The organism is Microcoleus sp. OTE_8_concoct_300 (assembly GCF_031383065.1).
Lineage (GTDB): Bacteria > Cyanobacteriota > Cyanobacteriia > Cyanobacteriales > Microcoleaceae > Microcoleus.
The window spans coordinates 1-1355 of the sequence record NZ_JANMZH010000122.1; the positions used below are offsets into that span (position 1 = coordinate 1).

Below are 1355 nucleotides of genomic sequence, written 5' to 3' on the forward strand. Positions count from 1 at the left end.
ACTTTTCTTTTTGTAACGGCTAAACGTAACGTTCGTTCGGCTAAATTATTATCTGGTGGCATCTCTGGGTGATTCAGAAAATACCACCATTGATCGGCTTTATGGAGCAAGGAACGTAACAGTTTACTTGCTTGGGCACAGGCTAGCTCAAACCAAGTTAAGAGTGCAGATTCAATTTTTAATTTAAACAGGGATGCCCAATTCCAGAACTCGTCAATCTTTTGAGTTTTTTGGTAGAAAGCGTAGTTATGAAAGCCTTCATCGATCAAATCAATAAATTTGACGCCTATCTCCTGATTATGTAAACCTGGTAACTTGCTCAGCTTTTTGAAATGACGGCGTAAATGGGCTAGGCATTTCTGTTGCGCTCTGACTGAATAACCATTATAAACGCTATAGTCATCGGAACTGAGGACACCTGTATAGCTTGCACCCAGAATTAATTCTAACTCGGAGCGAGAACGAGTACCCGCCGCATGAAATAATGCGAAATCTGTATTGGCAAAAATCCATAACCATTCTTTAATCCCCTTGACCATCCAAGGCGTTTCATCAGCATGGATATTGGGCTGGGTTTGTTTGACCCACTCTTTGAGCAGGTCAATACTTTGAGCCACTGCACCATCTATTCGTTCATTGGTGGCTACTAAAGTTCCCACTCAAGAGTCTATTTTTCCTAATTCCCACAACAGTTCTTGTTGTTTTTCGTAGGATAAATGTCCGTAATTATTTATCCATCCCAAAAAAGCTTGCAGTCTGATTCCGATATCTTGCCCCGGTACTATTTCTGGCGACCAGTCTGCTGTTTGTGTTTCCCCACATTCGCTACAAATACAGGTATATCTTTGATATTCTACTATTTCTATTGGACTCTCTACTAACTGAGCTACTTGCTGCGTATCTATTTTTATTGGTTCGCCACTGAATTCCCCTTGACCACAACATCTGCACACTTGCGGTCGTAATATCTCCAATCTATCTACTCGACCAAACCCCTTCCTCGTTTTTCCCGGATGCCCTGGTTGTCCTCCTGGTTTACGTTTTGGTGTCTCCCTTTCCTCTGTTTGAGCTTCTAGTTTTTTCTCGCTTTTTTTGAGGAGCTCAGACGATGGTGGCTTTGATGATGTTGTGCTGTCTAAATCTCTGCTGATTTTAAGTTTCTCTATTTCCTGTTCTAGTTCTATTACTCGGGATTTTAACTGCTCTATAGCCATCGCCTGCTCAACGATCATCTCTACCAGTTTCTCTGTCGCCAACTGTTTTAAGGTTTCACTGTTGAGTTTGGGTGGCAGGTGTTTTTTCATAATTGCTATATTCTACTTTCCCGTATCACAGTTGTCAATACCCACCACCTG

Annotated in this window: 1 pseudogene; it reads right to left on the bottom strand. The window is 41.8% G+C overall.

Going from position 1 to position 1355, the window contains the following annotated elements:
• Nucleotides 1-1304: pseudogene (tnpC, locus tag ACUVJL_RS05890) on the bottom strand (IS66 family transposase); the annotation flags it as partial.
• Nucleotides 1305-1355: the final 51 nt, after the last annotated feature.